Here is a 26,706-nt window from a genome sequence, read left to right as displayed (position 1 = left end):
TTTGTTATATCCAGGAGCGCGGGCGTTCCCGCCCGCATGTCCGCAAGTATTGTAAAGATGCGGGCGGGACAGCCGTGTTCCCAGGCTAAGTTATTTGGGGCTCATTTTTTATTAGTTCATAAACGGAAAAATCATGCGGAAATTTGCAAAATTAAGATGGGCAGCTTTTTTAGTATTCCTGGTGTGGGCGACATGGATACCCTGTCCGGCATCGGCAGCATCTGACGATGCCGCCTACCGCCTGGGTGTCGGTGACGTGGTGAAGATTTCCATTCTGGCCGGCGGCAAAGAGCAGGTGGCCAAAGAGATGGTGGTGGGGGATACCGGGGATGTCACGGTCCCGTTTATCGGAAAGCTTACAGCGGCCGGCCTCACCATCAATGAGCTGGAAAAACAGATCGTTCCTCCTTTGGCCCGGGATTTTTTTGTGGGACCCCAGGTACACCTGCAGATCATGGAATATCACAGCCTCCAGTTTTTTATTTCAGGCGCAGTCAAAGAACCCGGTGTCTTTTCCCTGGATTTCATCCCCACCATCATGGATTTGATTGCCAAGGCAGGCGGTGTGACCCAGGAACGGGGCAACCTGGCCTATATTCTCCGGGGCATGAAAGACCCCACAATCATGGTCCAGGACAAGACACTGGAAGCGCTGGATGCGGAAGTGCCTACGCAATCCATTGCCGGTACCAAACCCATTATCGTGGACCTGAAACGGCTTCTGGATGAGGGCGACATGACGGAAAATATCCGCCTGGCTACCGGAGACACGATTTACATCCCCCCCGGTACCAAACTCGATCAGGCCGCCACCAAAATTTATGTTCAGGGTAAAGTTAAAAAACCTGGCGTATTTGAATATCAGCCCGGGATGACGGCGCTGGCCGCCTGCATCATGGCCGGCGGATTTGACAAATTCGCAGCCCCGAACCGGGCCCGGGTCATCCGTCGGACCAATACGGAAAGACGGGTTATCACCATTAATTTAAAAAACGTCCAGACCGGGGATGAGCCGGACCTGCCCCTTCAGCCCGGCGACCGAATCTACATCCCGGAATCATGGTTGTAACACAAGGAGATCCCATGCAAGACACCCCTTCGGAATCTTTTTTTGAGGAAAAGGAAATTCACCTCTCCGAATACCTGATGGTGTTCATGAAGCGCAAAGCGTTGATCATCTTGGTGTTTATTCTTACGGTTCTGGCCGCTGTATTTTACAGCTTTCTGGTGGACCCGGTATATGAATCTTCCGCAAGGCTGATCCTTGACAAGGAAGGGTCCAGTTCGCCCATTACCGGGGAACGCATCGACTATGAATCCTATCATTCCCAAACCATGAGTTTTAACACCTCCATCAAGACCATGAAGTCCAGCCCCGTGATCAGGGAAGTGATCGACGCATTGAACCTGGATGCTGAGGACAAAGACCTGGAGGTCAGTTTTTTCCGCCAGTGGCTGTCGAATCTCAAGGAGAACATAAAGCAACTCCTCGTCAAAGAAGATGCTACCGAACTTTCTTTGGAGGAGATCCGGAACCGGAAAATGCAGGCATTGATCGCAAAGGTTCAGGAAAAGATTACGGTGGAGCAGATAAGAGACACCCGCCTGCTCACCATATCGGCCAAGGATAAGGACCCGAAACTTGCCGCCGCCATTGCCAACACGCTGACGACCAAGTTCATGGAGTTTAATTTAACCAATAAAATGAACGCCTCCAAGCAGACCCTGGCCTGGTTGAACCAGGAACTTTATGATATTCGTAAAAAATTGGAGGATGACGAGCAAAAATTTTTTGAGTACAAAAAGGAAAGCCAGCTCTTTTCCATCGAGGGAAAACAGAAGCTGACGGAACAGAAAATCCAGGAGTTTAACAACCGTTACCTGGAAACACGCAACAAGCGTCTGGGGCTTGATGCCAAGATTAATGAACTGAATAAAAATCTGGGCTCTCTCAAGGGTGTTGCTAATGTGCGCTCATTGATCAACAATCCCATCATAGAAAGCATCTATGCCAAGGTCGTGGATCTTGAGATCGAACTGTCCCGGCTGTCCAAAATATACAAGGGCAAGCATCCTAACATTGTCCAGACCCAGACGGAACTGATAAAAACCAGAAACAGTCTGGCCCAGGAAATCGCCAAGGAAAAGGAAAATCTCAAATCCGAACGTAAAGTGCTGTATGCCAGGGAAAAAACATTAGAAAAAAATTTGACTGAGTTTGAGAAAGAGGCCCTGGCCACCTCGTCAAAAGAGTTAAAATACACCATTCTCCAGCGCAATGTGGATACCTCAAAGAATCTGTATGATCTGATGCTCTCCCGGATCAAGGAATCCAATATTCTCCAGACTGCCAACACCTCCAATATCCGGCTGGTGGAAACGGCCCAGGTACCCATCGGCCCCGTATCCCCCAACAAAAAGCGCAATATATTGCTGGCCATGGTTCTTGGGCTCTTTTTTGGATGCGGTCTTGCGTTTTTCTTTGAGTATATGGACCAGACCGTGCGCACGGAAGAAGATATTCATCAATATTTTGATCTGCCCGTACTATCCGTGATTCCCGAAGCGGATACATCCGTCGCCTATGGAGGACAAAATTGATTTTCAGGAATAAAAAAAAGAGATCCCGGCAAACCGACCAAGAAAGACTGCTGCCCAACTTACCGCCAAACTCCCGATTTGCCGAATCTTATCGGACGCTTCGCACCAACCTGTTTTTTTCAAACATGGACAATGAGATCAAATCCATTATGGTGACCAGTTCCGTGGAAAAAGAAGGCAAAACCACCACAACACTTAACCTGGCCCACAGCATTGCTCAAACCGACCGTAAGGTACTGGCCATAGACTGTGACCTGCGGCGCCCGCAATTGAGCTCCCTGATGACGGAAACGCCAGGGGCCGGCGTAACCGAGCTTGTCACCGAAATATTCGGCACCCATCTGACCAAAGGCAGCCTGGACAAATTCGGTGTTGATGATCTGATTCAACTGACCCGGCTTCAAAATAGATCGACCCGCCTGTACCTGGCAAACAATGAGATTCAGGCTGAAATTCTGTTTGAAAAGGGAAAAATCACCAATATTTCCTGGATAAACCGGCCGAAATCCAAACACGTGGTCACCACCTTGATCCGGGAAAACCTGATTTCCGAAGAACAGGCCCGCCTGGTCCTGAACAAACAGAAGAAATCAGGCCGCGACCTGGCCTTTGTTTTAAGCACCATGGATCTTGTTCCCAAAAAAGATTTGACCCGGGCCTTGTCCATCCATATTGTTGAAGCCATCCGGGCCGTATCTGCCATGGAAACCGGCTCTTTTGAATTTTCAACACTTCCGCGGGATTCGGGAAAGAGCGCCAAAAGCCAGACCATTGATATTGAAAAGCTGTTTGAAAATTTCAACAACAGCGAAAATGCTTTGAAATACTGCAACGCAGCCATTGATACAGCCATTGCGCCCACGAAAGAGGACAACCTGTTTGTTATATATACAGGCAAAATACCGCCCAATCCCGCCGAAGTGGTGGGCTCCAACCACATGGCATTTCTCATTGAGATACTGAAATCCCGGTTTGACTTCATTCTTATTGATACGCCGCCTGTGACCGCAGCCACTGATGCCCTGCTGTTTACCCCCATGGTGGACGGCACCTTGCTGGTGATAAAATCCGGAAACACGGACCGCAAAATCATCCAGAATGTCGTGGACCAGTTCAAGGCGGTGAACCAGCCCATTCTCGGCTTTGTTCTCAACCAGGTGGACATGAAGAAAGAGGGGTATTACAAGTATTACGAGAAATACTATTCATCCTATTATGGAAACAAGTGAGCGACCCAAGCCTAACGGCCAAAGCCGTAACCGCCAAATTCTGCCGGGCCTGAGCCTCACTGTTCTTGGGCTGTTTCTTGTTTCCTGTCTCCTTGTCATCCATCCCAGGTTTATAGCCCAAAAAGGAATCAAGGCAATGAGAACCGGGGATTATGACCTGGCCGTATCATGGTTTGAAAAAGCGGAGACGGCCCTGCCGGCCATCTTTAAAAACACCCTGTTTACCGCCGCCGACCGGTTTCACCAAAACACCTCCCACGGCCGGGCCCTGTTCCAGTGGGCCACGGAAACCTGGCGTACCACCGGCTTGACCCATGGGGTCTTTGACCGAATGATTGCGGCCCGGACCCGGCTTCAGGCGGCCAAAGCCATTGAGCCCGGGGATTACCTCACCGCGTTCTGGCTTGCCCGTACCGAACATTCCCTGGAACGCCTTCATCCCTGGCGACACCCCGGAACCCTCAACCCATATAACGCCGATCCCCTGTACCGGATTGCCGCGGCCCTCAGGCCGGCCGGCATTGCCGTGCGCCAGGCCCAGGCCAGATATTTCCATGACACAGGCCGGCTGAACCGGCTCCCGGAACTGATCGCTGAAATGACCCGGATTTACCCCCCTGTTTACCGACGTTTAAAAAAAGAATCCTTTTATACCCCGGCACTGGTCTCCTCCATGATTCAAGGCCTGGCGCAGGCAGTTGAGGAAAATATCCGGCCCAGAGAGGCCTTGACCGCACTCTCCCGAATTTACAGGGACCAAGGGAACCTCACAGCAGCCATCTCCTGGTTTAAGACCTGCCTTGCCCATGACCCCGGCGCCAACAGCGCAAATGATTTTCTCTACCTGGGATCCATGCTGGTCCAGGACAGCCGGTATGAGGAGAGTTTTTCCGTATTTGTCAAAACCCTGGAAACATCAAAATCCAAGGAAAAGAGCCTCTGGCGGATCTACAGGGTGTTCAAATCACAGGGGGCACACATGCCTTTTCTGTCTTTTTCCGACCACCTGGCCCAGTCCCATCTCTCCATCCCTGCTCTGGATCTTGTGACGGCCCAATGCTACCTGGACATGGACCAGGTCTTTTCGGCCAAAGAAAAACTCAGACAGATGATCGAAACCTCGCCCACGGCTGCGGCCTGCATGTTAAGGGCAACAATCGCCCAAAAGGAAAAAGACTGGGACACGATGGAGGTGATGGCACAACAGGCCACCCGCCTCGACCCTTACAACCATAAAACCCATTATCTCTTTGCCACAGCACTCTACACTCGAAAAAAATATGCTGCTGCCGAACTTGCCGTCACCCGGGCCATGGAAACGTATGCCGGTAAAAGCTGCTGGTATTACAGTTTTCGTGCCTCGACACGGTGGCACCAAAAGCAATTCCAAGCCGCCGCTGAAGACTGGGAAGCCGCGTTTGCTTTAAAACCCGACCGGGCCGCCTTCGCCTACCAGGCCGCCCTATCTTATGAACGCATTGCCGAGCGCGCCATCGCACTGCCCCTGGCTGCCAAGGCCCTGTCACTTGCACCGGATAAAAAAGCGTACCAGGATCTTCACTTTCGACTTAGCCTTTAGGCCCATAATCAAAATTTTGGAAGATTTTATTCCGATCATGGGCCTTGGATATGCAGTTTTATAGTTATATCTTAAATCTTCCAACCATTTCGTTCAGCTGTTCAGCAAGTTTTGATAGTTCCACCGCACTGGTTTCTATCTGCCGGCTGCCGGTATTCATTTCATTGGCGGCCTGACTTACCTCGTTAATATCTTTTGTTACTTTTTCCGCAGCAGCAGACGTTTGGTCCACATTTTGACTCACTTCTTCTATCCCTTGCGCCGCTTGAGCCACATTATTTGCTATTTCCTGAGTTGTTGTAGATTGTTCTTCAATCGCTGTGGCAACAGTTATTACAATTTCATTGATTTCATTGATGATGCTTACGATGGAATCAATTGCCGTAACAGATTCATTTGTTGTTGTCTGAACAGCGGTTATCTTGTTATCTATTTCATTTGTCGCTTCTGCTGTCTGTTGAGCAAGCGCTTTAATTTCTCCTGCAACAACGGCAAACCCCTTGCCTGCGTTACCTGCTCTTGCCGCTTCGATTGTCGCATTCAGGGCAAGCAGATTGGTTTGCTCTGAAATATCGGCAATGGTTTCCGTAACCTTACTGATTTCAGATGCGCTTTTCCCAAGCTCACCGACTTTTTGGGAAACCTCTTTTGCCGCTTCAACGGCTGCGTTTGTTGTTTCACTGCCCTTAGCTGTGTTATTTGCAATTTCATTTATAGTAGAAGACATTTCTTCGGCAGCAGAAACAATCATCTGGATATTGGCAGTCGTTTCTCCAGTGCTATTCGCCACACTATTCATATTTGCAGTCATTTCTTCTGCGGATTCAGATACGCTGTGTGCTTTTTCTGCGGATTGTTCGGCATTTGTGGAAATCTGCTTTGAAATAGATGAAAGCCCTTCGGCAGAAGATGTCAACGCCTGAGTCGTTTGGAAAATATTCCGGATCATCTCTTGCAGATTGGCTGACATCGTGTTTAAAGAGGTGGACAGGTTCCCAACTTCATCATGCCCGCCGGCATCAAGAGATTGCGTGAAATCTCCTGCTGCCATAGTTTTTGCAAACGAGACTCCTTTAATCAGTGGCGCCGTGATGCTTTTGCTGACAAAATACCAGATCAGTGTTACGAGAATCAGAACAATAACAATGATTGAAAATTGGAACGTTGTCTTTTGTGCGCCAATGGTTTCTATCTTATGATTGGTCGCATTAAATTCACGAATCGGTAATCCTGCGGCAATAATCCAGTCCCAGGGTTTAAAATACATCATTCTGATTACTTTTTCGATTTCGCCGTTGCCATCTTTGGCATCGAATTTGTATATCATTGAACCGACACGGTTTTCAGTCAGGCTTTGGGCGGTTTTAATCAGCTTCTTGATTGGAAAGGAACCGTCTTTGGATTGAAAGGCAAATATATTTTCTCCGTCCTTTTTGCCTTGATGTGAAATCACATAATCCCCTTTGGAATCAATGATATACACATATCCGGTTTTACCGACTCTTGTATTCATTACTGCGTTTCTGAGACTGGTAACGCTTTCCTGGGGAATACCCACGTAAAGAACGCCTACAACATACTGATTTTTATCATATATTGGTTCGTAAGCCGTGATGTACCATCTGTCAACGACAAACGCCCGGCCCCTGAATGTTTTTCCGTTAAGTACTTCTTTGATGACCGGATTGGGTTTTCCGTCGGGATTGATTGCAGGGATATAGGTGCCTATCGCTCGTGTTCCATCTTTTTTTACGACGTTCGTTGCAACCCGCAACATGCTGCCCGCTTCGTTCAGACGTTGGAATATCGTACATGTTCCGCCAACCAGCGATTGGACTTTGTCTACAATTGAGGACCTTTCCGACATATCATTTGTTTTTCCGATCCATTCGCCACCGACGAGAATCTTGGGAAGCGGAAGCGTTTGTTTTGCTTTCGTATATTGGTTCACCGCCTGCCAGTCAATGGTCTCATTGGACAATTGTACAGCGCCCTGCTGCGTCATGATATCCCGGGCAACATTTAAAGATCGGTTGACTGCCCCTTGAACTTGTTCCTGGCTGGTCTTGCAGGTCAAATAGACGCCTTTAACCAGATTCTCGAAATTTTCAATGGCCAAATTTGACGTTTCATGCGCCACAATTTTTTCAGTCTGGGTATCCTGGAGAAAAGAAATTAAAGAAATTAAAATAAGCGGAATAACACTAAGCAAAATACCAAAAATCATCAATTTCATTTTTAGTTTCAAAGCACTTAAAATCATCATCGGGAATCTTTCTCCATTAGAAGGTCACGTTTGTTGTTCATTCAAGGCAACATATCTGGGTCATTATCGCACGCGCATCCTTTATATAAAAAAACAATGCATATGGAAAGTGCCTAATGGCATCATCATTCGATGCCGGTGTTTGTCAAAAATTTTTTACCCGATACTTTGCAATTTCAGAATAAACATTCTAAATTATATAATTATGATGTTTAGATCGATCATAAATGAAACTTGAGAGTATAGGAATTTCCATTTCCCAGTACCTAGTACCCAGTACCTAGTACCCAGCACCTAACAGCCCGCCCAAAGGGCGCTAATTTAATTAAGGATAAGACGGTAGAAAACATGACAAACCAAAATGGATGGACAAAATCAAGCTGGAAAAATTATACGGCCCTTCAGCAGCCCAACTGGCCGGATCAAAAAGCGTTGGAAAAAGTCACTAAAGATTTGGCGCTGCTGCCGCCGCTGGTTTTTGCAGGGGAAATAAGAACCTTGAAAGCGCTGCTGGCCAAGGCTTCAAAAGGGGAGGCATTTCTGATTCAGGGCGGAGACTGTTCAGAAGATTTTTCCCAGGTTACGGCACCGACCATCAGGGAAACCATGAAAGTTTTGCTGCAGATGGCTGTTGTTATGGCATATGCCGGCGGAAAACCTGCCATAAAAGTAGGTCGGATTGCCGGTCAGTTTGCCAAGCCCCGGTCGTCAGATACGGAAATTGTAGACGGCGTTGAGCTACCCTCATATCGGGGAGATATGGTCAATAAAAGCGAAGCGTCCATCAAAGCACGAACCCCGAATCCTAAATACATACTTAAAGGGTATTATCTGGCAGCATCCACCTTGAACCTTTTGCGTGCATTTACCCGGGGCGGGTTCGCAGCGCTGCACAGGGTGCAGGCCTGGAATCAGGAGTTTGTGGCCCAATCCCCCATGGGGCGGTCTTATAACCGACTTGCCGCGCAGATTGACCAGGCCATCAAGTTTATGAATACAATCGGGATTCCCACAGATATTCCCCAGGTCAATCAAACCCAGATCTTCACCTCCCATGAAGCGCTTTTATTGCCTTACGAAGAGGCGTTGACCCGGATTGATTCCACCACCGGGGACTGGTATGATTGTTCGGCGCATATGCTTTGGATTGGCGAACGGACCCGGCAGGTCGACGGCGCGCATGTCGAATTTTTACGAGGCGTACTCAATCCGATTGGTGTTAAAATCGGCCCGGACCATGATATTGATAATATCAAGCAGCTAATTGAAACGCTTAACCCTGAAAACGAACCCGGAAGATTGACCCTGATTACCCGGATGGGCTGTGACAATATTGAGAAAAAGCTGCCCGCCCTGCTTCGGGAAATCAAAAAAGAGGGGGCTCACATTGTATGGAACTGCGATCCTATGCATGCCAATACATATACATCGGAATCCGGACACAAGACCCGGAATTTTAATGATATTTTAACGGAGATTACCCGGTTTTTTGAAATTCACTGGGCAGAAGGAACGATTCCGGGGGGCGTTCATCTTGAAATGACCGGTAAAAACGTAACCGAATGTGTCGGTGGCGCCAGAAATATTGTCAGTGAAGAACTTCACAATCGGTATGATACCACCTGTGATCCGCGACTCAATGCCGAACAAAGTCTGGAGGTGGCGTTTCAGATTGCTGACATGATTAAGCATTGATGAAAAGGGAAATATGATTACAAAAACAACGTTTAAAGCCGGTGCCGTGCAGTTTGATGTAAAAATCGGGAATGTCCGGGAAAATCTTTCTGTGGCCCTTTCGCATCTGGAACACCTGGCGGATCAGGGCGCATGTCTTGGGGTCTGTCCTGAGTTTTTCTTAACCGGATTTGACAATGAAAATATAACCCGGCTTATGCCGGCTGTAAAAGAGGGGATTCAACGTCTGACTGAATTTGCCCGGAACCGGTCCATGGCCGTTGCCGGAAGTCTGCCTGAACAAGGGAACGGTCAGATATTCAATACCCTTTATTTAATTGACGCAGACGGCGAGATCCGGATCCGATACCGCAAACTGCACCTGTTTCCTTTGACCGGTGAGCATCTGTATTATGCAAGGGGAGATGAGATGGTGACGGCAGACACCAGTCTGGGCCGTGTCGGGACGATGATCTGCTATGATCTGCGATTTCCCGAGCTTGCCCGCCGCCTGTTCCTTGACGGGGCGCGGCTTTTTGTGGTCAGTGCCCAGTGGCCCCTTGCCCGGGTGGCACACTGGCAGGCGCTGATCCGTGCCAGGGCCATTGAAAACCAGGCCTGGTTTATCTGCTGTAACCGTACAGGCACCGATCCTGACGGGCTTGTTTTTCCGGGCAGTTCCATGATCGTTGATCCCAACGGTTCTGTTCTTGCCCAAGGCGATGATGAGCCCGGTATTATCATGGCCGATATTGACATGGACCTGGTTGACCTGGTGCGGCAAACCATTCCCGTTGAACAGGACCGCAGGGGAGATATTTACGGTTAATATGGACAATAAAATTGTTACATTGGATGAGATGTGCCGTCTGTCCCGTGAATACACAACCCTTGGCCGGACCGTTGTGTTTACCAACGGCTGCTTTGATATCCTTCATGCCGGCCATGTGGCCTATCTTGAAAAAGCCAAGTCATTCGGGGATGTGCTGGTTCTGGGTCTGAATTCCGATGCTTCCGTCCGGCAGATCAAAGGCGATCTTCGGCCGGTGATCTGTCAGGCGCAGCGCGTCCGCGTTGTGGCGGCCCTAGGTTGTGTGGATCATGTGGTGCTGTTCGATGCGCCTGATCCGGAAAATTTGATCCGAAGCATTGTTCCCCATGTTCTGGTCAAGGGGGCGGACTGGCCCGAGGATAAAATTATTGGGGCCGAGTTTGTCAAAAGCTGCGGCGGACGCGTGGCGCGGGTGGCTTTTGAGGAAAACATTTCCACATCAAAAATTATTGAACGCATTGGACAAAGATTTTATGGCGATGCCTAAGCCTTTAACATTTGATCATCTGAATCTTTTCCCCGGACTGGTTCATGGCGTTTTTTCCAGGGCCGAAGGATACAGCAACGGTTCTTTTCAAGGATTGAATGTCGGATTGAGTACCGGAGATGACCCTGATATTGTAAACCGGAACAGGGCGTTGATGCTCTCATCCATAGGCCTGACCCGGGTTCTGTTTTTAAATCAGGTGCATGGCACTGACATTGCTGTGATCAAATCAGAAAAAGACGTGGCAGGGGCTGTCTGGAAAGGGCAGGGGGCGGCACTTTCTAAAATATTTAACGCAGATGCCGCGGTTACAAACCTCAAAGGCTTAGGGCTTGTGATTCAGGTGGCAGACTGTCAGGCCGTAGTTCTGTATGATCCGCAAAAAAAGGTGATTGCCAATGTCCATTCCGGCTGGCGGGGCAGTGTGGCAAATATTATAGGCCGTTGCATCGATACCATGGTCACACGGTTCGGGTGTAACCCTGAACGCATCCGGGCGGGCATTTCTCCATCCCTTGGCCCCTGCTGCGCACAATTTATTAATTATAAGCAGGAAATTCCCAAATCATTGTGGCACTATAAGGAAAAAGACCGTCCCTATTTTGATTTCCGGCAAATTTCCCGGGATCAGCTTGGGGCACAGGGAGTGTTGGATGAACATATTGAAACCATGGGGCTGTGTACCCGGTGCCGTACGGATCTGTTTTACTCTTTCAGGGCAAACAAGACCACCGGGCGCTTTGCTGCAGTGATTGCACTTACAATTTAAGGACAACAAATAATGGATAAACCGGAACAAATTTTTTTAACGCGTACGGTAAAAGCAGCGGGTTGAGCTGCTAAACTGGATCCAGGGGCCCTGGATAAAATCGTATCAACACTTGAACTGCCGTCTCACCCGGATTTGATCATCGGGCTTGACCCCCCGGATGATGCCGGTGTATTCCGCCTGTCCGAAGAGACTGCCATTGTCCAGACCCTTGATTTTCTGACGCCGGTGGCTGATGACCCCTATGAGTTCGGTCAGATTGCTGCGGCCAATTCATTGTCCGATGTTTATGCCATGGGTGGTACGCCCATGACAGTGATGAATATTGTCTGTTTTCCCTCATGCGACCTTGAAACAGACATTCTTCCCCGAATCCTTGAAGGCGGGCTTGATAAAATTAAAGAGTCGGGCGCAACGCTTGTGGGCGGCCATTCCGTGGATGACCCTGAAATCAAGTACGGGTTGTCGGTGACCGGCATCGTGCATCCGGACCGGGTCTGGACCAACAGCCGCGCAAAGGCGGGGGATGCCGTCATTTTGACTAAACCCATTGGTACCGGCATTATCTCTACAGCGGTTAAAGGCGGACTTGCATCCGAGAACCAGGTTAAGCAGGCTGTAAAAACCATGTCAACCCTGAACAAACATGCGGCCTTGATTGCTCAGGATTTTAATGTACATGCCTGTACTGATGTCACAGGCTTTGGGCTTGGCGGACACCTGATTGAAGCGGCCAAAGGCGCAGGGCTGCGTATTGAAATTGATACGGAAAAGATCGGGGTGCTGGACGGCGTAATGGATTTTGCCGCCATGGGCCTGATTCCGGCCGGTGCCCATAAAAACAAACGTTTTTTTGCCCCGCATATCTGTGTGGCCAAAGGAATGGATCGGGTGCGAAGTGATTTGATGTTCGATCCCCAGACATCCGGCGGGCTTTTGTTTTTTATGGCCCAGGATCAGGCGGTGCAATGTGCGGATATTATGGAAAAAAACGGCATACCGGCAAGGTTGATCGGACGGGTTAGAGGGCCGTACACCAATGGATTCCTTGATATTATGTAAAATTTTTTTTCACGTTGACTTCATCCGGATCATATGATATTTGCTCTCAAGATAATTTGAAAATCAACGTTGCCGGGATCGGCAAACAAGTTGCCGGTGAAAGGTTGATAAAAATGGCAGAGGAAGATAAGGGAAAAACCTTTCGTGAGCTGGGATATTTTGCAAGTCTTGGTATATCCGTGGCTCTGGCCATTGTCATCGGACTGGCACTGGGATACTGGCTGGATACTGTTTTTGGTACAAAACCCGTTCTGTTGCTGGTGGGGCTTGGATTCGGCATCGCAGCCGGGTTCAGCAACATTATCAGGGCCGGAAAAAAAGCGGAAAAATTTTAATGGAAGACCTTGAAAAAATAGTAAACTTTATCACACGAACAAACTGGGTTCTGTTTTTGGGGTCAAGCCTTGCGGCATTGGTTCTGGCTCCGCCGAAAGTGTATCTCGGCATTTTTCTGGGCGGGTTTATTGTAACAATTAACTTTCATGTTCTTAAAAAAACAGTGACCAAAAATATCAATCAGAAGCGGGTGCTTGAAAAGGGAAAATCCCTGATCGGTGCGCTTCTGGTCAAATATTATTTGCGTTTTGCGTTGACGGCAGTGATTATATTCCTGCTGATTGCAAACCGTAGCGTACATCCGGCAGGCCTTCTGGTAGGCCTTTCCGTAGTCGTGGCAAGCACGTTTGTAGCAGCTGCAATTGAATTAACCAAGATTATATTCAGGGAGGCGGTTTAAGGTGGAACACCCATATCTATTTCTTACTTCGTTATTTGGTTTGTTTGGTCTGGAAGATTGGGCAGGTGCCCATCCGCATGTCACTTATATGTGGCTTGCAATGATTGTTCTTGTTCTTTTCGGTTGGATTGGCGGCAAAAGTGTCACCTTTGTTCCTAAGACCGTTCAGAATATTTTTGAGGTAATCCTCTCCGGGCTTGAAGAGTTTATGGTTGGTATCACAGGTGAAGAGGGAAGAGATTCTGCGCCGCTGCTGCTGACTGTTTTCCTGTTTGTTTTTTTAGGCAACCTGTTCGGCCTGGTTCCCGGATTTTATCCGCCCACAGCCTCTATTAACACCACTGTTGCCCTGGCCATCATTGTTGTGGCCTGGAGTCATGTGATTGGTATCCAGAAACACGGTGCAAAATATATTAAACACTTTTTAGGACCTGTACCTGCTCTTATGCCGCTTTTCTTTGTTATTGAAGTCATCGGTCACCTGGCGCGAGTACTGTCCCTGACGTTGCGTCTTTTCGGCAACATGATGGGCCATGAACTGGTGGTAGGCATTCTTTTAATGTTGGCCGGGCCTTTCCTGGTACCCCTTCCCATCATGGCAATGGGAATTCTTGTATCTTTGATTCAGGCCATCGTATTCTTCCTGCTGCCGACCATGTACATCGCAGGTGCCATTGAAGAAGCGCATTAAACTTGATGAATACAATAAAATAAGCCTTTGTACGGGATTTTGGAAGAAGCCCGTTTGTTTATAATACTTTATTAAAGGAGTAAATCTCATGGAATTTCTCGTTGGTAGTGTATGGGCAGCAGCTTTTGCCATTGGTGTCGCTGCATTTGGTTGCGGCATTGCTCAGGGTCTTGGTTTGAATGGTGCCATGGCTGGTATTGCAAGAAACCCTGAAGCAGCTGGTAAAATCCAGGTGAACATGCTGATTGGTCTTGCTCTGATCGAATCTCTGTGTATCTATGCGCTAGTTGTTGCGATGATCCTGCTGTTCGTTCATCCTGCAATCGGTCCTGCAGTTGCTGCACTCGCCGGACATTAATACACAGCTGTTTAACGATATATTCGTTTAGAAAAGGGGGATCTCTTTATGGAGATGCCCCTTTTGTTTTTTCTTGCATGGATACGGGCATCCTGATATACATTTATTATAACGCATTAAATTTCTTAAATAACATTTACATCAATTCGCGGGATAAAAGCTAATGACTGAAGATTCCATAGATTTCCAGCCGATACCCGAAGAAAATGGCCAGGTTCGCCATTTATTCCGGGTGCCGGTTTCCTTAAAAGATGATATTTGGATAAACGTTAGCGAAAACGAATATTTAGTAAATAATTTATCCGCAGGTGGTGTTGCCGTAATTGTCAATTCTTGTATTGAATTTTATTTCGGCCAGATTATTAATGATGCCCGGTTAAGGATTGAGGATCTCTATATTACAGGGATATGCGTCAAGGCAATCCACTGCTCCGTGAATGATTCTGGTCGTTTTCAGTTTGGATTTCAATGGCTGGATATGAGTACTGAAAATAAAAAAATGTTGGAGCAGGTCCTTGAGCAGCTCAAAGTAAATGCCTTGAAAGTTAAAGACCTGTTTGGAGAGTGATTGTAATGCCCATAAATAGAATGGTAACATTGGAATGAGTGAAAAAAGAAATATCATGGACAGTCTTTTAGGCACTGACGGTTCAACAAGAGAGCTGGACGGCCTTATCTACAGAAGCAGCGCTGATGAAGGTGAATATAGGTTGTCGGAAGCGGTTTCAGAGCTTCCATGGACATCAATCCAAGGAAAATATGTCAGTCCATGTTTTCATGCGCAAAATGGCAAGTATTGCTGTTGATGCTATTATGGCCGAGTTATAAAAGGAGAAGGACCAGTGATCATTACCTGTCCCAAATGTGCCAAAACTCATAAAGTAAATCCTGATAGGTTGAAACCTTTTGCAGAAGCCGGCAAAAAAACGATTATGGCGAACTGCAAATCATGCAAATTTAAATTCCCCATAGAACTCTCCTCTCTCATGACACCGGAAGAAAAACCTGCCGGTAAACAACGCCAAGTCGGATCTGTGGCCAGAAAGATCTGCATCACCCTGAGCAAGGGTGGTGTCGGCAAAACCACGACCAGTGTAAATCTTGGTGCAGGACTTGCTTTAGCCGGATATAAAGTTCTTCTAGTGGATACCGATACCCAGGGACAGTCCTCTTATGTTCTTGGAAAAAAACCCGGTGCCGGATTGACCGAACTTTTAACCCGGGAATTGCCGATTTCCGACTGCCTGACCGAGGCACGGAATAATCTATGGCTGCTTTCAGGCGGAAAATCCCTGGCAGGCGTTAAACGTATTATTGACAAAAAAAGTTTTGGTGCTGAATTTACGTTGTCCGAAGCCCTAAGTCCTTTGGACAATCAGTTTGACTTTATTTTGATTGATACATCTCCGGGATGGGACCAGTTGATTGTTAATGTCCTTTTTTATTCAACCGAAGTGCTGGTGCCTGTTGCCTTGGAAGTTATGTCTTTGCATGGGATGTCCGAGTTCATAAAAAGCCTTGGTGCCATTCAAAAGTACAGAAATGAAGTTCACTTAAAATACATTTTACCCACATTCCTTGATTTGCGAATTAAGGGGCCAAAGATGCTGTACGATCAACTTAAAAAATTGTATCCCCAACAATTATGTAAACCTATTCGATATAATGAAAGTCTAGCCGAAGCGCCTTCCTTTGGAAAAACCATTTTTGAGTTTGCACCAGGCTCAACCGCTTCGGAAGATTATCGGATTCTGGTTCGCAAAGTATCTGAAAATGAATTCGCTCTTCGTAAGAAGAACTCATCTATAAAATAATAATAAATATATTTTTTTGAACCAGGTTTAGCCACATCAAAGAATGCGACCCTATGAAAATCATCACCACACATAAAGGTTCTGATTTTGATGCCCTGTCATGCCTTGTGGCAGCTACCATCATATATCCCGATGCAAAGCCTATCCTTCCGGCAACAATTAATGCCAATCTTAAAAATTTTTTAGCTATTCACAAAGATCTTTTTGATTTGTGGGCACCCAAAGAAGTGGATTTGGATACTGTAGATACGCTTATCTGTGTAGACACCCATTCGTGGTCTCGTTTAGATCCGCAATTAAGCGGTTTATCAAAAAAATCAGACCTTGATATTATTGTCTGGGACCACCACAAAGAAGGAGATATTGAAGCCGGAGAGTCACATCTTTCCCAGACCGGCGCGGCAGTTACCCTGTTTGTCCAACAGATTGAAAAAGAACGTAAAACGATCACCCCGATTCAGGCCACTTTATTCTTAATCGGCATTTATGAAGATACAGGGCATCTATCCTACCCAACCACCCGTCCTGAAGACGCTTATGCTGCAGGATTTCTGCTGGACCGCAATGCAGATCTCAATATTCTGGGCACCTTTTTGCAACCGGCTTACGGTAAAAAACAAAAAGAGATCCTTTTTAATATGATACAGCAGGCAGAACGAAGTGAAGTTAACGGCTTTTCACTGAGTGTCTGCCAAATGGAAATCCACGGCCGGGTTGAAAATCTGGCCATGGTGATGCAGATGTACCGGGAACTGATGAACGTGGACGTGGCCATTGGCATATTCAGAGACGTGGAAAAAAATAAATGTATGGTAATCGGTAGAAGCGGGGTGGATGAAATCAACATTGGCGTGCTTATGCGCTCGCTTGGCGGTGGCGGCCATCCCGGCGCAGGGTCTGCTCTGGTCAAGGGCGCGAATCCGGATGCATTATTAGAAACCATTTTGGAATTGCTCAAAGGCAACCGGTATTCCTCGGTTATGCTTTCCGATATTATGTCATACCCTGTGGTAACGGTAAACGCACGCAGCTCAGTAGGGGAGGTGGCCATGATGTTGCGGGAGATGGGATGTTCAGGCATGCCTGTTATGGACGATGATGATAATCTTGTGGGCGTTGTTTCAAGACGTGATTTCAGAAAAGTCAAAAAGCCAAAACAGATGCAATCCCCGATTAAAGCCATTATGAGCCGGAATATCGTCACCATTGAATATGATAAAAGTGCTTTTGAAGCGGCCCGCCTCATGATTAGGCATGATATCGGAAGAATTCCCGTTATGAAAGAGGGGAAAATTATCGGTATCATCACCCGGTCTGATATCATGATGTATTTCTATGATATATTACCTGAGTCAACGCCCCCTGCTGAATCAGAGATTCAGAAGGAACTTGTAAAAACCTAGGTTGACCATCCCTGATTCTCTTAACTACCGTGTGGCTTACTTAAGATCGATTCCTATCTGAGAGTCCACACAACAAAAAAATACTACGCCTAACCCGCCAGATTCAGCAGAGCCGACCGGTTGCCGGGGCCATTGGCCATGGCAAGCGGCAGCCAGGCAAAAGATTCCAGATTGACGATGATAAATTTGAAGATTTCCAACAACCTGAAATCGGGCATGCATGATTGACCAGAGGAAAATCAGATGGCAGATGATCGGTAAACACAACAGTGCCAAACAAGGTGGAGATGTGAACGGATGAAACGGATCGTTGGTGTGGCAGATATGATAGTGAGCAATAACGTTCAGGAAAGCATCGTGACCTATTCCCTTGGCTCCTGCATCGGCCTGGTGATCTACGATCCCGCTGTCCAGGTGGGCGGTCTGCTTCACTACATGCTGCCGGATTCCAAGATTGACAGAGACAAGGCGGTTATAAGGCCCTTTATGTTTGCCGATACAGGCATCCCACGGCTGTTTAAGTCGGCGTATAAACTGGGAGCCAAGAAGCAGCGGATCAAGATATTTGTTGCCGGAGGAGCGGAAATTCTGGACCAGAAAGGCTTTTTTAATATCGGAAAACGCAATTACATGGCCCTGAGGAAAATTTTTATGAAAAATAAAGTACTCATTGACAAAGAACAGGTGGGCGGCAATGTAAACCGTACTGTGCGTCTGGACATCGGAACCGGTGATATCTTCATCAAAACATCCGGATCAAAGGAGGAGAAGGTATGATTTCCCTTGAACGGTTCATCAATCAGGGATAAAGAGGGGGGTAATTGAAATGAATAAAAAAGGACAGGCTACACAATGGTGTATTCAATATTGATCGTGGACGATTCCCTGCCCATGCGGTCGGTAATTAAAAAGACGCTGGGAGCGGCAGGGTATGGCGGATCAGAGATCCTGGAGGCCGAGAACGGGCAGGCAGCCCTGGAAATGATGCGCCACAACTGGGTGGATGTGGTGCTGACCGACTATAATATGCCGGTAATGAACGGTCTGGATTTTATTTTAAAAGCCAAAAAAGAGGAGATGCTCAGAGACATTCCGTTTATCGTGGTTTCCACTGAGGGCAATAAGGACAGGATTGCACAGTTCATGGAAAGCGGGGCTGCCGGATATGTAACCAAACCCTTTACAGCAGAATCAATTCGGGATGTAATGGTACCCATAATAGGAGAAGTCGATGATGAAGACACAATTGATGAAAGCGATGATGACCTCGATTTCTGAAGTGGTGGAAACCATGTTTTTTCTGCCTGCAGAGCAGGAAAAAGAGGGTATGCTTCTGGACGCCGGCTTGCTGGATCAAGCGGATACCCCTTCGGCAGCCCTGGCGTTTACCGGCGACATGTCGGGCCGTCTGGTGATGATGGTCCCGGGAAATTTACTGTCGGAAATGACGGAAAATTTCATGGGAGAGCCGGGTGACAAATTGACCCGGGAGTTGAAATACGGCACCTTGAAGGAACTGCTCAATATGGTGTGCGGCAATGCCCTTCGAAAACTGGATTCCGGTCATGGCTTTGATCTTGGAATACCGGAAATTGTGGACGGGGAAACAGTTCCTTCCGAACTTCCGGCAGCCGTGATCAACGTGGCGGATGCTAAAATCGTAGCGGTTCTGGACCTCCAAGCCTGAAACGGATGGACGATATTATTTTTGCCCAACGCCTCAAAAAGTGGGTTAAAATCCAGGTCCCGAAATCATGATTCAGAATACAAAACTTACCGATTCACAGTATCGAAAATTGTCCAAGATCGTATATGACACGTCGGGCGTTGTGCTGAATGAAAAAAAATACCGCCTGCTTGTGGCCCGGTTGAGCAAGCGCATGCGCATCACCCGAATCACCAATGCTTCGGATTACATTGATCGGTTGGGCCGGGATGAGGTCGAATTTGCAGAATTTATTGATGCCACCACCACCAATCACACCTTTTTTTTCAGGGAGAACCGGCATTGCGAATACTTGGTCAAAACACTGGATGCCGCGCTCCCCCTCAGGATCTGGAGTGCGGCGTCAAGCAGCGGAGAAGAAGCCTATTCCATTGCGATTCAGCTGCTTGAGAACAACTTTTCTTTTACCATAAACGCTTCGGATATTTCCGACTCCATGCTTGATCAGGGCCGGGCCGCCGTCTATCACAAAGACAAGGTGAAAAATGTCCCCAAATTCATGCTCCACGCCTATTTCCAAAAAGGAAAAAAAGACTGGGTTGACCATGTACGCGTGAAACCTGAGGTGAGGCAATTGGTTGCATTTCAAAAATTCAATTTGCTGTCCGACACGCCCTCTGATATCTATGATGTTATTTTTTGCAGAAATGTGATGATTTATTTTGATAAAAGGACCCGGCAGAAGGTGGTTGACCGTCTGTGCCGGGCACTGAAGCCGGGCGGGCTCTTTTTTGTGGGAATGGCCGAAGGCCTTCACGGGCTTGATCACGACCTGGTATCCGTGTTGCCCAGCGGGTATCGAAAAAAAACGGGGGTGCTGTGAGCAAGGATCAGCCCCCATACCCAAAAAACTATTTACCAGATGGCTAACGAACACTATTTTTTGCAGCCGGGTTATATTGTGGTACCGGATGGGGGACGGAGCATATCAGCGGTCATCGGTTCGGGAGTGGCGCTGTGTCTGTATGATCGAAAAAATAAATTTGGAGGCATGAACCTGTTCCAGTTTCCTTTTATCAACAAAAAAGGCGAGACAACCCCTATCTACGGCAACGTGGCGTGTGTTACCCTGGTCCGGATGATGGCAGCGTGGGGCGCTTCTCCCCGGCATCTGGAGGCCCAGCTTTTTGGAGGGGCCCGATATCCGGGCAGCCTGGACCGGGATATCGGCCAAGAAAATGTCCGCACGGCCAGAAATATTCTTTCCAGATACGCCATTTCCCTGGTGTCCGAAGATGTGGGGGGAGAAAAAGGCAGAAAAATTGTATTCAACACCGATACCAATGAAACAGCCGTACTCAAGGTAGATACCCTTCGCAATGAGGATTGGTATCCGTACGACTATTATTAAATTAGCGCCCTTTGGGCGGGCTGTTAGGTAGTGGGTGCTGGGTGCTGGAGAATGAAAATTCCTATACTATTAAATTAAAAGGAGAAAATAATAATGGCCTCCCGGAAAATACTGGTGGTAGATGATGAAAGAGCTATTCTTACCCTGTTAAAACAATCCCTTTCCAGGGACGGGTATGAGGTTAAAACGGCCCAGAGTGGTCAAGAAGCGCTGAATATCCTGGAAAATGAAAGCATTCATGTGATGTTCATCGATTTGAATCTGCCCGAAATGGACGGTATTGAACTGTGCCGAAAAATAAAAAAATTGGCCCCCATGGCAGTGCTGTATGCCATCACCGGATATGCTTCCATTTTTCAGCTGGCTGAGTGCAGGGAGGCCGGGTTTGAGGATTATTTTAAAAAACCGGTCAATATTGCGACATTAAGACAGAATGCGGCATCCGCCTTTGAAAGGGTGGAAAGATGGAGAAAATACTAAATTTTTCAAACCTGCGTCACAGTTTGACCAGTTCCAGGGCGCCCCACAACCCAATCTGTTTACCTGAAATAATGACAATACCCTGGACACCCGCCATGCTCTTGCCTATGGCAATGGCTCTTTCAATGTCTTTGGGGGTCTGAATTTTATTGCAAAGGGATGTGGCTGCAGCATCGGCCAGGGCACAGCAATCTGCCAGTACAGATACGGCATCAGCTTTACCAAAACTTTTGGAATGCCCCACGGAGCCCGAGGAGGTACACATGGCAAACGACGTAGGTCGCCGGGCCACTTTAATACCGGTTTTCATGCTCAAGGGGGATGACCCGGCATAAATGGTAAATATGGTTTGGGTATTTGATTTTATGAAAATATCACCGCCATTTTCCACCAGGACATTTGAAGACCATTGAAGCAAATCTCTTCCCACGCTCTGGGCCACAGCGCCTGCCACGGCTGCCATGGGGCCGACACCGGCAGTTTTTGCCGCCATGGTCATTTCAGAAATAATTTTAGGAACAATCCCCGGGTCGGGCAACGGTGTCAGGCTGTCGGCAAACCGTGGAAAGCGAGTGATGTGATTTTCAATGTACTGGCGGTGGGCCAGGATAGCGCGTGTGGCCTGTTCGGTAAGATCCGAATCGGCCTGGATATTGAGGTTGGTTTCTTTTACGGTTACATTAAAGGCGACCAATCCTTGTTTTTGATGGCAAACACGATAAATTTTGCGATTTTCAAACATTGATATTTCCAGTATGCCGGCCTTATACCCAGTCAATGGGGGTAGGGCACAAATGATCCGGGGCCTGGCGGATAAAATAGGAGTCCGTCATCATGATAAAAATTAAGGCGATATTCGGTATCAGATCTTTTTTCCGAATACCGCCGAACAGCATTTTGGGAAAGAGAGGCCCGGGTGCCAAGGATTTGGGTTTCCCTTTGTTCAAGGCGGGCTTTTAATACCCGGGGTGTTTTTCCAAAATTCAATGAATTAATTAGCCTTCAAATTGCTTAATGATATTCTCAACTACCTTTTCAAATGCGTCTTTAAAAGGACCAGGCGCTTCATACATCATCACGGGCACCCCTTCATCTCCGGATTCTACGACACGGGTGTCAAAGGGGATGGAGCCCAGGAAATTTAAGCCCTGTGCCTTGGCGGTTCTTTCTCCGCCGCCGCTTTTAAAAAGATCAATATGTTTATTGCAGTGCGGACAGGTAAATCCGGCCATATTTTCCAGTACACCAAGGGTTTCCATTTTTACGGTTTTACAAAATGAAATGGATTTGCGGATGTCTGCAAGGGCCACTTCCTGGGGCGTGGTCACGATGATGCCTTTGGCATCCGGAATGGTCTGTACCACAGTGAGCGGTTCATCTCCGGTGCCCGGAGGGGCGTCGATGACCAGATAATCCAACGTTCCCCAGGCAACCGAACCTACAAACTGCTTGATAATGCCGGTTTTGGCAGGGCCTCTCCATATAACAGCCTGGTCCTTGTCCTGCATCAACGCCTGCACACTGACCACCGTAAGATTTTCGTTGATCTGTCTGGGCAACAGCTGCTTGCTGTCAGGGGCAATATCCAACAGCTCGGTTATGTTGAACATCTGGGCAATGGAAGGCCCATGGACATCCACATCCATCAGCCCTGTTTTATATCCTTTTTTTGCAAGGGTTGCTGCCAGGTTCGCTGATACGGAACTTTTGCCCACACCGCCTTTGCCTGACAGAACAAATATTTTGTTTTTGATTTTGGCCAGATTGTCCTTGATCATCGCGTCCATTTCGGCCTGCTGTTTTGCAGCGTCATTTTGGGGCTGCCGGGATTTTTTAGCCTCGTCAACATTTTTGTGAATCATGATTTATATTTATCTCCTTATGAGGTTTGGTAATAATAACACCGTCTAAATATGTTCATTTTCATGATCCTGTCAACCTGAATACCGATTCTTTTACAGGAATATTGGGCATAATATTTTTCAAGTAAATTTTTATGACATTTTGCGCGCCGTCTTTTATGGTTATCATCCTGGGTAGAATGAAATTATCGCGGTTGAAAAATTGGGAATACCATATTCCGAAAATTATATTTTTGTCTTTGTCCAGCACCCGATATCTGATGGTCCTCCCGCTTTCGTTTGTTACCCATTCCTGAATTTCTGAGGAAAATGACTGTGAAGCAAAAACAGTACCCGGCTGTTCAGGAAGAACCCAGGCCCGATCAAAAGGGCGTCCCGGCACCTTTCCAAGAAGCAGGCTGACCAATTCAGACAGACGCAACGGGATATTGATGTAAGGATCAAGATCCGGATCTGTAGATACGGCTGAATGGGGTTTGTGAGTACCGGTATGAGAAACAAAAGTGACCCACTGGCCGGTAGACGCAATGGTTTCAACCGGGTGACCGGACATGAGCAGGGTCATGCGCAGCCGGTTGGGCGATTGGGCAGCCCAGGCAATTTTATACTTTTGATTTCGAAAGCCCCGGGCCAACATCAGTTCAGCTGTCCCCTTGGATGTGGAGATCTGTGCATTGAACGCCTGGATGCGGTTTATAATATCTTCAGCATGGGCGTCTGTCTGTTTCCCGAATTGGTGTCCAAGCAGGGCGCAACCTGATCCTGTCAATATGACAAAAAAAAGGAATATAATACAAACGCCTGAACGCCAAAAGGCCCTTGTCATTGCCCTAAATGTTCCAATTTTTTGAGTTTTTCCTCAATTTCCCGGATCTCTTTTTTCTGATCCTCTCCGGCATTGTTAAGGGCTTTTTTATACATGGCAATCGCCTTTTCCCGCTCTCCTGTTTTAAGGTAGGCATCTGCCAGATGAATGGTGATAACGGTTTCATAATTCGATAGCGCAACGGCTTTTTCAAGATAGAAAACCGCCTTGTCATATTCCTGTTTTTTATAATACACCCACCCCAGACTGTCTGTGATATAGCCGTCTTCGGGACGGATCGCAAGGGCACGCTGTACCAGTTCCAGGGCCTGATCAAGATGAATGCCCATTTCCGCATAGGTATATCCCAGGTAATTGAGTGCCGAGGCATGTTTGGGATCTATTCTTATAATGGTATTCATGGTTTCAATGCTTTTCCGGCGGTGTCCTGCCGCATCCATGACAGTACCAAGCTTAAACAGTAACGCCGTATTTTTGGGGGTTTCTTTTAATGCACGCTCAAGCATGGTGACGGCGATATCGTAACGGTTGTTCTCCTGGTAAAATGAGGCCAGGTAAGCGGTGATATCAATGTCTGCCGGGCTTTGCCTGTGGTGTTGTTCCAGGAATTGAATTGCTTCTACTATGCGATTCATGTCCTTGTAGAGAAAAGCAATACTTAAAATTGTTTTTTTATACTGGGGGTGATCGGGCGTGACTTTAAGATAATACTCAATGGCTTTACCCGGTTTTTTTAAACCTTCATAAGCCATTCCCAGAAAAAAATCGATGTTGGCATTCCCGGGGCGTATTTTCCTGATCTGGGACAATATCGTAACGGCATCCTGGTACCGATGCTCTGGTATCAGGATCTGGACAATATTTACCAACAGGTCGGAATTTTCCATGATTTCCCGGCCAAGTGCGACAAATATATCGTCAGCCTTTTGATAATTCTTGGTATTAAAATAGAACAGGCCAAGTTCTATCAGAGCTCTTTCATTTCCAGGGTCAAAATCGAGAATCTCTTTGAGAACGGCTATAATGTCTGACTTATTTTTTTTTTCACCCATGGCTTTATATACGTCCACCAGCCGGAACCGGGGTTCTAAAAGATCGGGTTCCAGTTCAAGGGTTCTAAGGTAAGATTCTTTGGCCGCTGCAGGCTGATCAGCCATCCGCCGGCTCTCTCCCAGATAGAAATGGGCAACATAATAGTCTGGAAATTTGCTTACCATACGGGAAAACAGATTCATGGCCTTCAGGGTCATGCCCTCATCCATATACACTTTGCCCAACCGTAAAAAAGTTTCTTTATTTTCGGGAGCCAGCTGCAGTATTCGCTCCAGCAGGCTGGTCATCTCCTTTTCATCCCCTTTTTTAAGCCGGGCAAGCAGTATCAGATTTTCCACATCGTTCGGATCGTTTTCCGCCAGATCTTCGGCCAGGGTTAGAGCCTGACCTGACTTTTTTTGATTCTGCAGACCGATGATGTATTCGCGTTGGAGAAAAGAGGAGTCCGGATCCTTTGCAATGGCTATTTCCAGCGCTTTTTGTGCCTGGTGGATTTCATTTTTATTATCGTAGCGCCGCGCCAAAAGGTAGTAGTATGACGCCTGAAAATCATTGTTCCGGTTCAACGTAAGTTCCTGATCGGCAATATGTTTACTGCCGGTCTGTTCCAGGCCGGACGTTCCCGATTCTTTAATACAGCCTGAAACGGAAAAAAAACTTAAGATTAAAGCCAGAGCCAAGGTACACACTGTAAGGTGTTTCATGAACGAAATGCCTTTTTAAACGCTTGGAATGCGACCATTATTGATCATGGTCATACATGTCAAAATCCGGCATATCTTTTTTAAAGTATGCTTTCATTTTTTTTATGATGTTGTTTTCGATCTGCCGGACCCGTTCTCTTGAAATATTGTAGACTTCACCAATTTGCTGCAACGTTTCGGGAGAGTCGGAAAAAATTCTGCGTTCAAAAATATCCAGTTCGCGTGCGTTCAGATTTTTTTTAAATTCCGCCACTTTCGTGTACAGGATATCTTCGATCTCTTTCTTTGCCAGGCGATCTTCGGAGGAGTCCGAATCAACGTTAATAAATTCAATGCGCTCGGTATTGGAATCATCTTTAAGCGGTTCATCCAGGGAAAGATCCCAGTTGGCCAGGCGCTGGTCCATATCTACCACCTCCTGTTCAGACACCCCCAGACGTTCGGATAACATCTTGGGTTTGGGATCAAACCCCTGTTCAATGAGCATCTGCTTTTCTTTTTTTAATCTAAAAAACAGCTTACGCTGTCCCTGGGTGGTGCCGATTTTGACCATTCGCCAGTTGTCCATGATGAATTTAAGGATATATGCCTTGATCCAAAATGATGCATAATAGGAAAATTTGACATTTTTATACGGATCAAATTTTTTTACGGCCCGGACAAGACCGATATTGCCCTCCTGGATGAGGTCAAGAAGATTCTGCATCCAGATACGTTGAAATTCTAAAGCAATTTTTACTACCAGGCGCAGGTTGGACGTGGTCATTATATAGGCGGCTTCCTGGTCATTATCCTCCTGAATGCGCCGGCCCAACTCTATTTCCTGTTCCCGGGTTAACAGTTTATATCGATTGATTTCATTAAGGTAACTTTGAATGGGATCGGATTTAACCAGGGCTTTTGAGGTGCCGGTCCTGGTTTTGCCTGCGGGTACCAGAAAGTCCTTCTTGGTCAGTTTCTTGGTAACTGCAGGTTTTTTGGGGTCAACAATATTTTCCATGTAGGCACCTTTAAATTTAATTGAATTAAGCTTTATTAATATCATACTTTGCCTGGATGCGATATAGTTACATATTACTATAGTGGTTTGCAAATGAATTGATAAACTTATAAAACTTATGTGGTATAATAGAAGGTTGTCAAAAAAATTGGAGGATGCATGTATCATAATCTATAAGCAAGTTCCTAAGTCATAGGGAAAGC

31 protein-coding genes are annotated in these 26,706 nt (G+C 47.0%); 23 read left to right on the top strand and 8 right to left on the bottom strand.

What is annotated here, in order from left to right:
- The first annotated feature begins 133 nt into the window (after nucleotides 1-133).
- The 4 genes from HXW94_RS04845 to HXW94_RS04830 all read left to right on the top strand — a co-directional run bounded on the left by HXW94_RS04845 (nucleotide 134) and on the right by HXW94_RS04830 (nucleotide 5,409).
- The gene (locus tag HXW94_RS04845; protein WP_178365766.1) at nucleotides 134-1,069 is read left to right on the top strand and encodes an SLBB domain-containing protein; all 936 of its coding nucleotides are present in this window, start codon (nucleotides 134-136) and stop codon (nucleotides 1,067-1,069) included.
- Between the two features lie 14 nt (nucleotides 1,070-1,083).
- On the top strand, nucleotides 1,084-2,601 hold the full coding sequence (locus HXW94_RS04840) for a GumC family protein (RefSeq protein WP_178365765.1): 1,518 nt from the start codon (nucleotides 1,084-1,086) through the stop codon (nucleotides 2,599-2,601).
- Complete coding sequence (locus HXW94_RS04835) at nucleotides 2,598-3,830, top strand: polysaccharide biosynthesis tyrosine autokinase (protein ID WP_178365764.1); 1,233 nt, start codon at nucleotides 2,598-2,600, stop codon at nucleotides 3,828-3,830. Before HXW94_RS04840 ends, HXW94_RS04835 begins: the two co-directional genes overlap by 4 nt.
- A 136-nt stretch (nucleotides 3,831-3,966) precedes the next feature.
- Nucleotides 3,967-5,409 (top strand): tetratricopeptide repeat protein, encoded by a 1,443-nt coding sequence (locus tag HXW94_RS04830; protein WP_218576573.1) that lies wholly within the window; start codon nucleotides 3,967-3,969, stop codon nucleotides 5,407-5,409.
- Nucleotides 5,410-5,473: 64 nt separating this feature from the next.
- Here HXW94_RS04830 and HXW94_RS19430 read toward each other — a convergent pair whose 3' ends face one another.
- Nucleotides 5,474-7,675 (bottom strand): methyl-accepting chemotaxis protein, encoded by a 2,202-nt coding sequence (locus tag HXW94_RS19430; protein WP_246293750.1) that lies wholly within the window; start codon nucleotides 7,673-7,675, stop codon nucleotides 5,474-5,476.
- Nucleotides 7,676-8,023: 348 nt separating this feature from the next.
- On the opposite strand from HXW94_RS19430, the gene HXW94_RS04820 reads away from it, so the two are divergent.
- The 13 genes from HXW94_RS04820 (at nucleotide 8,024) to HXW94_RS04760 (ending at nucleotide 17,501) form a co-directional block, all read left to right on the top strand.
- Nucleotides 8,024-9,370, top strand: a complete 1,347-nt coding sequence (locus tag HXW94_RS04820) for a class II 3-deoxy-7-phosphoheptulonate synthase (protein WP_178365762.1) — start codon at nucleotides 8,024-8,026, stop codon at nucleotides 9,368-9,370.
- Nucleotides 9,371-9,383: 13 nt separating this feature from the next.
- Nucleotides 9,384-10,178, top strand: coding sequence for a carbon-nitrogen family hydrolase (locus tag HXW94_RS04815; protein WP_178365761.1), 795 nt, complete (start codon nucleotides 9,384-9,386; stop codon nucleotides 10,176-10,178).
- A 1-nt stretch (nucleotide 10,179) separates the two neighbouring features.
- Nucleotides 10,180-10,668, top strand: coding sequence for a D-glycero-beta-D-manno-heptose 1-phosphate adenylyltransferase (gene rfaE2 / locus HXW94_RS04810; protein ID WP_218576572.1), 489 nt, complete (start codon nucleotides 10,180-10,182; stop codon nucleotides 10,666-10,668).
- On the top strand, nucleotides 10,655-11,437 hold the full coding sequence (gene pgeF / locus HXW94_RS04805) for a peptidoglycan editing factor PgeF (RefSeq protein ID WP_178365760.1): 783 nt from the start codon (nucleotides 10,655-10,657) through the stop codon (nucleotides 11,435-11,437). Before rfaE2 ends, pgeF begins: the two co-directional genes overlap by 14 nt.
- A gap of 12 nt (nucleotides 11,438-11,449) precedes the next feature.
- A complete protein-coding gene (selD, locus tag HXW94_RS04800; protein ID WP_178365759.1) occupies nucleotides 11,450-12,499 on the top strand; it encodes a selenide, water dikinase SelD in 1,050 nt (349 codons plus the stop codon).
- Nucleotides 12,500-12,612: 113 nt separating this feature from the next.
- Complete coding sequence (locus HXW94_RS04795) at nucleotides 12,613-12,834, top strand: AtpZ/AtpI family protein (RefSeq protein ID WP_178365823.1); 222 nt, start codon at nucleotides 12,613-12,615, stop codon at nucleotides 12,832-12,834.
- Nucleotides 12,834-13,235, top strand: a complete 402-nt coding sequence (locus HXW94_RS04790) for an ATP synthase subunit I (RefSeq protein ID WP_178365758.1) — start codon at nucleotides 12,834-12,836, stop codon at nucleotides 13,233-13,235. The genes HXW94_RS04795 and HXW94_RS04790 overlap by 1 nt, the downstream gene beginning before the upstream one ends.
- A 1-nt stretch (nucleotide 13,236) precedes the next feature.
- Nucleotides 13,237-13,926 (top strand): F0F1 ATP synthase subunit A, encoded by a 690-nt coding sequence (gene atpB, locus HXW94_RS04785; protein WP_178365757.1) that lies wholly within the window; start codon nucleotides 13,237-13,239, stop codon nucleotides 13,924-13,926.
- An 88-nt stretch (nucleotides 13,927-14,014) separates the two neighbouring features.
- The gene (atpE, locus tag HXW94_RS04780; RefSeq protein WP_178365756.1) at nucleotides 14,015-14,284 is read left to right on the top strand and encodes an ATP synthase F0 subunit C; all 270 of its coding nucleotides are present in this window, start codon (nucleotides 14,015-14,017) and stop codon (nucleotides 14,282-14,284) included.
- 163 nt (nucleotides 14,285-14,447) lie between these two features.
- Entirely contained in the window at nucleotides 14,448-14,852 is a 405-nt protein-coding gene (locus HXW94_RS04775; protein WP_178365755.1) for a PilZ domain-containing protein, read from the top strand.
- Nucleotides 14,853-14,886: 34 nt separating this feature from the next.
- Complete coding sequence (locus HXW94_RS04770; protein ID WP_246293748.1) at nucleotides 14,887-15,090, top strand: hypothetical protein; 204 nt, start codon at nucleotides 14,887-14,889, stop codon at nucleotides 15,088-15,090.
- Nucleotides 15,091-15,126: 36 nt separating this feature from the next.
- Nucleotides 15,127-16,098, top strand: a complete 972-nt coding sequence (locus HXW94_RS04765) for an AAA family ATPase (protein ID WP_178365754.1) — start codon at nucleotides 15,127-15,129, stop codon at nucleotides 16,096-16,098.
- 53 nt (nucleotides 16,099-16,151) lie between these two features.
- Complete coding sequence (locus HXW94_RS04760; protein WP_178365753.1) at nucleotides 16,152-17,501, top strand: CBS domain-containing protein; 1,350 nt, start codon at nucleotides 16,152-16,154, stop codon at nucleotides 17,499-17,501.
- Nucleotides 17,502-17,590: 89 nt separating this feature from the next.
- Here the strand turns inward: HXW94_RS04760 and HXW94_RS19815 are convergent, their stop codons facing one another.
- A complete protein-coding gene (locus HXW94_RS19815; protein WP_281357801.1) occupies nucleotides 17,591-17,719 on the bottom strand; it encodes a hypothetical protein in 129 nt (42 codons plus the stop codon).
- Nucleotides 17,720-17,798: 79 nt separating this feature from the next.
- On the opposite strand from HXW94_RS19815, the gene HXW94_RS04755 reads away from it, so the two are divergent.
- From HXW94_RS04755 to HXW94_RS04730, 6 genes are all read left to right on the top strand, one after another.
- A complete protein-coding gene (locus tag HXW94_RS04755; protein WP_178365752.1) occupies nucleotides 17,799-18,278 on the top strand; it encodes a chemotaxis protein CheD in 480 nt (159 codons plus the stop codon).
- A gap of 75 nt (nucleotides 18,279-18,353) precedes the next feature.
- Nucleotides 18,354-18,779 carry a response regulator gene (locus HXW94_RS04750; RefSeq protein ID WP_178365751.1) on the top strand — a complete coding sequence of 142 codons (426 nt, stop codon included), beginning with the start codon at nucleotides 18,354-18,356 and terminating at the stop codon, nucleotides 18,777-18,779.
- Entirely contained in the window at nucleotides 18,733-19,188 is a 456-nt protein-coding gene (locus tag HXW94_RS04745) for a chemotaxis protein CheX (RefSeq protein WP_178365750.1), read from the top strand. The genes HXW94_RS04750 and HXW94_RS04745 overlap by 47 nt, the downstream gene beginning before the upstream one ends.
- A gap of 67 nt (nucleotides 19,189-19,255) precedes the next feature.
- A complete protein-coding gene (locus tag HXW94_RS04740; RefSeq protein ID WP_178365749.1) occupies nucleotides 19,256-20,050 on the top strand; it encodes a CheR family methyltransferase in 795 nt (264 codons plus the stop codon).
- 39 nt (nucleotides 20,051-20,089) lie between these two features.
- Nucleotides 20,090-20,578: a chemotaxis protein CheD gene (locus HXW94_RS04735; protein ID WP_178365748.1), complete on the top strand. Its 489-nt coding sequence runs from the start codon at nucleotides 20,090-20,092 to the stop codon at nucleotides 20,576-20,578.
- 93 nt (nucleotides 20,579-20,671) lie between these two features.
- A complete protein-coding gene (locus HXW94_RS04730) occupies nucleotides 20,672-21,058 on the top strand; it encodes a response regulator (RefSeq protein WP_178365747.1) in 387 nt (128 codons plus the stop codon).
- Nucleotides 21,059-21,074: 16 nt separating this feature from the next.
- On the opposite strand, the gene HXW94_RS04725 is transcribed toward HXW94_RS04730, so the two are convergent.
- From HXW94_RS04725 to HXW94_RS04700, 6 genes are all read right to left on the bottom strand, one after another.
- Entirely contained in the window at nucleotides 21,075-21,800 is a 726-nt protein-coding gene (locus HXW94_RS04725) for a UPF0280 family protein (protein ID WP_178365746.1), read from the bottom strand.
- A 22-nt stretch (nucleotides 21,801-21,822) separates the two neighbouring features.
- Nucleotides 21,823-21,981, bottom strand: a complete 159-nt coding sequence (locus HXW94_RS04720; protein WP_218576571.1) for a hypothetical protein — start codon at nucleotides 21,979-21,981, stop codon at nucleotides 21,823-21,825.
- Between the two features lie 72 nt (nucleotides 21,982-22,053).
- A complete protein-coding gene (locus tag HXW94_RS04715) occupies nucleotides 22,054-22,920 on the bottom strand; it encodes an Mrp/NBP35 family ATP-binding protein (RefSeq protein ID WP_178365744.1) in 867 nt (288 codons plus the stop codon).
- Nucleotides 22,921-22,981: 61 nt separating this feature from the next.
- Nucleotides 22,982-23,746 carry a LolA family protein gene (locus HXW94_RS04710; protein ID WP_178365743.1) on the bottom strand — a complete coding sequence of 255 codons (765 nt, stop codon included), beginning with the start codon at nucleotides 23,744-23,746 and terminating at the stop codon, nucleotides 22,982-22,984.
- Nucleotides 23,743-25,503, bottom strand: coding sequence for a tetratricopeptide repeat protein (locus HXW94_RS04705; protein WP_178365742.1), 1,761 nt, complete (start codon nucleotides 25,501-25,503; stop codon nucleotides 23,743-23,745). Before HXW94_RS04705 ends, HXW94_RS04710 begins: the two co-directional genes overlap by 4 nt.
- Before the next feature lie 37 nt (nucleotides 25,504-25,540).
- Nucleotides 25,541-26,503: a sigma-70 family RNA polymerase sigma factor gene (locus tag HXW94_RS04700; RefSeq protein WP_178365741.1), complete on the bottom strand. Its 963-nt coding sequence runs from the start codon at nucleotides 26,501-26,503 to the stop codon at nucleotides 25,541-25,543.
- Nucleotides 26,504-26,706 lie beyond the last annotated feature (203 nt).

The organism is Desulfobacter latus (assembly GCF_013389365.1).
GTDB lineage: Bacteria > Desulfobacterota > Desulfobacteria > Desulfobacterales > Desulfobacteraceae > Desulfobacter > Desulfobacter latus.
This window is presented reverse-complemented; position numbering and strand designations above follow the sequence as displayed.

Bases quoted from the DNA above. Each gene is read 5' to 3' on its own strand.
- HXW94_RS04715 (WP_178365744.1), bottom strand. From the start codon at position 22,920: ATGATTCACAAAAATGTTGACGAGGCTAAAAAATCCCGGCAGCCCCAA.
- HXW94_RS04730 (WP_178365747.1), top strand. From the start codon at position 20,672: ATGGCCTCCCGGAAAATACTGGTGGTAGATGATGAAAGAGCTATTCTT.
- HXW94_RS04740 (WP_178365749.1), top strand. From the start codon at position 19,256: ATGATTCAGAATACAAAACTTACCGATTCACAGTATCGAAAATTGTCC.
- HXW94_RS04840 (WP_178365765.1), top strand. From the start codon at position 1,084: ATGCAAGACACCCCTTCGGAATCTTTTTTTGAGGAAAAGGAAATTCAC.
- HXW94_RS04795 (WP_178365823.1), top strand. From the start codon at position 12,613: ATGGCAGAGGAAGATAAGGGAAAAACCTTTCGTGAGCTGGGATATTTT.
- HXW94_RS04845 (WP_178365766.1), top strand. From the start codon at position 134: ATGCGGAAATTTGCAAAATTAAGATGGGCAGCTTTTTTAGTATTCCTG.
- HXW94_RS19430 (WP_246293750.1), bottom strand. From the start codon at position 7,675: ATGATGATTTTAAGTGCTTTGAAACTAAAAATGAAATTGATGATTTTT.
- rfaE2 (WP_218576572.1), top strand. From the start codon at position 10,180: ATGGACAATAAAATTGTTACATTGGATGAGATGTGCCGTCTGTCCCGT.
- HXW94_RS19815 (WP_281357801.1), bottom strand. From the start codon at position 17,719: ATGCCCGATTTCAGGTTGTTGGAAATCTTCAAATTTATCATCGTCAAT.
- pgeF (WP_178365760.1), top strand. From the start codon at position 10,655: ATGGCGATGCCTAAGCCTTTAACATTTGATCATCTGAATCTTTTCCCC.
- HXW94_RS04705 (WP_178365742.1), bottom strand. From the start codon at position 25,503: ATGAAACACCTTACAGTGTGTACCTTGGCTCTGGCTTTAATCTTAAGT.
- HXW94_RS04745 (WP_178365750.1), top strand. From the start codon at position 18,733: ATGATGAAGACACAATTGATGAAAGCGATGATGACCTCGATTTCTGAA.
- HXW94_RS04815 (WP_178365761.1), top strand. From the start codon at position 9,384: ATGATTACAAAAACAACGTTTAAAGCCGGTGCCGTGCAGTTTGATGTA.
- HXW94_RS04790 (WP_178365758.1), top strand. From the start codon at position 12,834: ATGGAAGACCTTGAAAAAATAGTAAACTTTATCACACGAACAAACTGG.
- HXW94_RS04750 (WP_178365751.1), top strand. From the start codon at position 18,354: ATGGTGTATTCAATATTGATCGTGGACGATTCCCTGCCCATGCGGTCG.
- HXW94_RS04725 (WP_178365746.1), bottom strand. From the start codon at position 21,800: ATGTTTGAAAATCGCAAAATTTATCGTGTTTGCCATCAAAAACAAGGA.
- HXW94_RS04735 (WP_178365748.1), top strand. From the start codon at position 20,090: ATGGCTAACGAACACTATTTTTTGCAGCCGGGTTATATTGTGGTACCG.
- HXW94_RS04700 (WP_178365741.1), bottom strand. From the start codon at position 26,503: ATGGAAAATATTGTTGACCCCAAAAAACCTGCAGTTACCAAGAAACTG.
- HXW94_RS04820 (WP_178365762.1), top strand. From the start codon at position 8,024: ATGACAAACCAAAATGGATGGACAAAATCAAGCTGGAAAAATTATACG.
- HXW94_RS04775 (WP_178365755.1), top strand. From the start codon at position 14,448: ATGACTGAAGATTCCATAGATTTCCAGCCGATACCCGAAGAAAATGGC.
- HXW94_RS04760 (WP_178365753.1), top strand. From the start codon at position 16,152: ATGAAAATCATCACCACACATAAAGGTTCTGATTTTGATGCCCTGTCA.
- HXW94_RS04755 (WP_178365752.1), top strand. From the start codon at position 17,799: ATGAAACGGATCGTTGGTGTGGCAGATATGATAGTGAGCAATAACGTT.
- HXW94_RS04710 (WP_178365743.1), bottom strand. From the start codon at position 23,746: ATGACAAGGGCCTTTTGGCGTTCAGGCGTTTGTATTATATTCCTTTTT.
- HXW94_RS04770 (WP_246293748.1), top strand. From the start codon at position 14,887: ATGAGTGAAAAAAGAAATATCATGGACAGTCTTTTAGGCACTGACGGT.
- atpE (WP_178365756.1), top strand. From the start codon at position 14,015: ATGGAATTTCTCGTTGGTAGTGTATGGGCAGCAGCTTTTGCCATTGGT.
- HXW94_RS04830 (WP_218576573.1), top strand. From the start codon at position 3,967: ATGAGAACCGGGGATTATGACCTGGCCGTATCATGGTTTGAAAAAGCG.